This window comes from Streptomyces sp. TRM68367, assembly GCF_014495685.1.
Lineage (GTDB): Bacteria > Actinomycetota > Actinomycetes > Streptomycetales > Streptomycetaceae > Streptomyces.
The window spans coordinates 1-2,586 of the sequence record NZ_JACTVI010000236.1 but is presented as its reverse complement, the minus strand read 5'-3'; the positions used below and the strand labels follow the sequence as shown (position 1 = coordinate 2,586).

At 66.6% G+C, this 2,586-nt stretch carries 4 protein-coding genes and 1 pseudogene; all 5 read right to left on the bottom strand.

The genetic code is table 11. The annotated features are described in order from the left end of the window. Nucleotides 1-169 precede the first annotated feature (169 nt). Nucleotides 170-1,207, bottom strand: a complete 1,038-nt coding sequence (locus tag H8R17_RS45070; protein ID WP_187828933.1) for a hypothetical protein — start codon at nt 1,205-1,207, stop codon at nt 170-172. Nucleotides 1,208-1,315: 108 nt separating this feature from the next. Next, nucleotides 1,316-1,531 (bottom strand): annotated as a pseudogene (locus H8R17_RS45065) (ATP-binding protein); the annotation flags it as partial. A gap of 115 nt (nt 1,532-1,646) precedes the next feature. Further along, a complete protein-coding gene (locus tag H8R17_RS45060; RefSeq protein ID WP_187828932.1) occupies nt 1,647-1,877 on the bottom strand; it encodes a hypothetical protein in 231 nt (76 codons plus the stop codon). A gap of 102 nt (nt 1,878-1,979) precedes the next feature. Continuing rightward, nucleotides 1,980-2,189: a hypothetical protein gene (locus tag H8R17_RS45055; RefSeq protein WP_187828931.1), complete on the bottom strand. Its 210-nt coding sequence runs from the start codon at nt 2,187-2,189 to the stop codon at nt 1,980-1,982. Nucleotides 2,190-2,226: 37 nt separating this feature from the next. Next, the gene (locus H8R17_RS45050; protein ID WP_187828930.1) at nt 2,227-2,442 is read right to left on the bottom strand and encodes a hypothetical protein; all 216 of its coding nucleotides are present in this window, start codon (nt 2,440-2,442) and stop codon (nt 2,227-2,229) included. Nucleotides 2,443-2,586: the final 144 nt, after the last annotated feature.

Genomic DNA, 2,586 nt, shown 5'->3' with positions numbered 1-2,586 from the left:
GGCGGCCGTCCTCGTGCCCCGCACCCACCCCCCTCAAACCGCTGACCAGCCGCGATGAGCACAGGCAGGGCTATCTACAGCTGCCGTAGCAGCACTTGTCGATCGCCGAGCCGTGAAATGTCGATGAGAACTGACACCGCTCGGTGGCCGAGTCGATGTCTTTCCTCTGCTATTCGGTGATGTTGGGGTTGCTGCGCAGGATGTCCTCGGTGATCTGCCAGAGCCGCGGCAGGAACCGGGTCACCTCTTCGGCTCGGTGGATGAGGTCACGGGTGGAGCTGATGCCGAGATCGGTGACGGCCGCCTGGAATGCTGGGGCGAGGGCTTCGTGCAGCTGGGGGGCATCGGCGGCCAGGATGGTGTGGCAGCGGGCGAAGGTCGCGATGATCCAGAAGACAGCCTCGTGGTGGTCGCCTGAGTCGATGAGCCTCTGGCTTCCGTCAATCGCGATCGGCCGTGCGGTGGGCGTGATGTCGCTGCTGAAAAAGAACGGGGTCTTCGCCACTTGGACGGTGGCGTCGAACGTCGCGGCGAGTTCACGCAGATGGTGCTGGACACGCTGCGCGGGCAGGTGTGAGCAGCCGAGAAGGTTCAGAAGTTCCGGGTAGAGGCTGAGGTGGCCGTAGTCGGTGAGGACCTCGCGAGCGGCCAGATAGCGCAAGCGGACGGTGGGGTTACGCAGGGCGGCGACGAGAAGGACGTGGCAGGTCACGCCGGTGGGGAATAGCCAAGAGATCACCTGCTCGTGGAACGGCGCCGAGGTGTCGATCGCAGCGAGGCGGGTTTCGATCCGGTGGCGGGCATCCTGGCATCTGCGGCGGACCCAGGGTCGGGCGGCGAATTGGCGCGAGATGTGTGCGTGCAGTTTGTGCAGATCGCCGGTGGGGTCATCGATGATCGCGTCAGTGCGGAAGCTGCCGGCCAGGTGATAGGACGCCAGGACGTCGTCGGCGGAGGCGAGTTCGGTCCAGGGTAGGTAGCTGACTTCCAGCAGGGCGTCCTGGAAGCGAAGTTTCCCTGGCTTGGCTGGTGGGTCCTCCTGGGCAGTGACGACGAAGATGTCGATGTCCGAGGAGGGCGACAGCTCCGCGTCGTCCGGCAGCCCGACGGTTGAGCCGCTGAAGTACGCGCCCCGGAAGCCAGCATCGGGTTGGGCATGCTGGGCAACCCACTGGATCGCGGCGGAACGTGCCAGTCCGACCTTCACAGTCGAATCTCCCCTCTCCCCGGTGACGTCTGCAAGATCGTTCATTGTTCCAGTTGCTGAAGTTCAGGGGTGCGACGCCGCCTCCTGGCGAAGTGAGTCCCAGGGCGGTCAGCCTGCCTTGCCGTCCTGGGCGGCGGCCCGGGGGATCAGGTTGCCGCCGAAGGTGAGCCGGTCGACGATGGCCGCGCAGAGCCGGGGGTCGGTGAAGGTCTTGGTCCAGCCGCTGAAACTCTCGTTCGAGGCGATGGCGACACTGTTCTTCTCCTCCCGCTCCGTCAGCACCTGGAACAGCAGCTCAGCACCCCTGCGGTCCAGCTCCATATGTTGGGTCGGGGACGGGACGCCGTGCGCCCTTTCAGGTGTCGGTTTTCCCACCCCCGCCCGCCGAACCCGCCGTGCGAGTTGGCCCCGCAACGGGCTCTCCACGTGATCCGGTGTGTCAGGCGAGGTATTCGCTGACCTGGCCGACGAAGGCCACATCGTCGTGGCTGGTCCGGCGAAAGCGAGCCTTCTCCGGATCGACCTCGTCGATGTTGTATGGCGTACTGATCTGCGCTCCGCGGAAGCGGTAGCGCTCAACCTTCATCTTCGCCGGGTTGTAGAGGACGAGACCGCCCTCTGCGATGCGGTCCGCTCCGAAGTAACGGCGCCGCAGTTGCTTCCAGGTCATGTGGGGGCGCTTGTAGCGAATCCAGCGGAGCACTCGCCACCACGCATACCAGCCGAGGTAGGCGAATGTCCGTTGGGTGCGGCTCTGTTTGAGGGACGGTGATCACGCCGCGAGTGCGAGGCTGTCGCGGTAGCGGATGGCGTGAACCCGCAGGTGCTCGCGCTGCGCGTGATACTTCCAGTACTCCTCGAAGTCGCCGTTGCTGATCACCGTGCGGAGCCTGAGGACGGCCTCGGCCCCGGCCAGGCCCCAGCGGGCACCGGTGATGTCCATCCGGTCCTTCACCAGGTGCCGGCACGCCCCCTCGATCACGCCTGTCGCGATCGGCCAGCCCTCCGCCAGCGCGATGTCATAGCCGAGGTAGGGGAGCTTGGCCCGCAGGTAGCAGACCCGCCTTGTCCGCCCCCAAGCGCCGCTGGCCGTCCAGTTCCGCCGCGTCCGCGTGCGCTTCGAGGGTGTCGGCGACCTGCTCGGCCCGGCCCTGGAGGATCTCCAGGGCCCTCTCGCCGACCCAGCTCTCGGCGGCGGGGTCGGTCTTGGCGAAGAAGCACCAGGCCGCGCCCACGCGTACTCCAGCACGTGAACGAAGTCGATCAGCAGGCGTACCTCCAGCCCGCGCGCGTCGCACTGATCATGGATCAGGTCCAGCTGATGGCGGGCGCCGTCGACCAGCATCACCCATTCCCGCTCCCGGTCCGGGTCGCGGCGC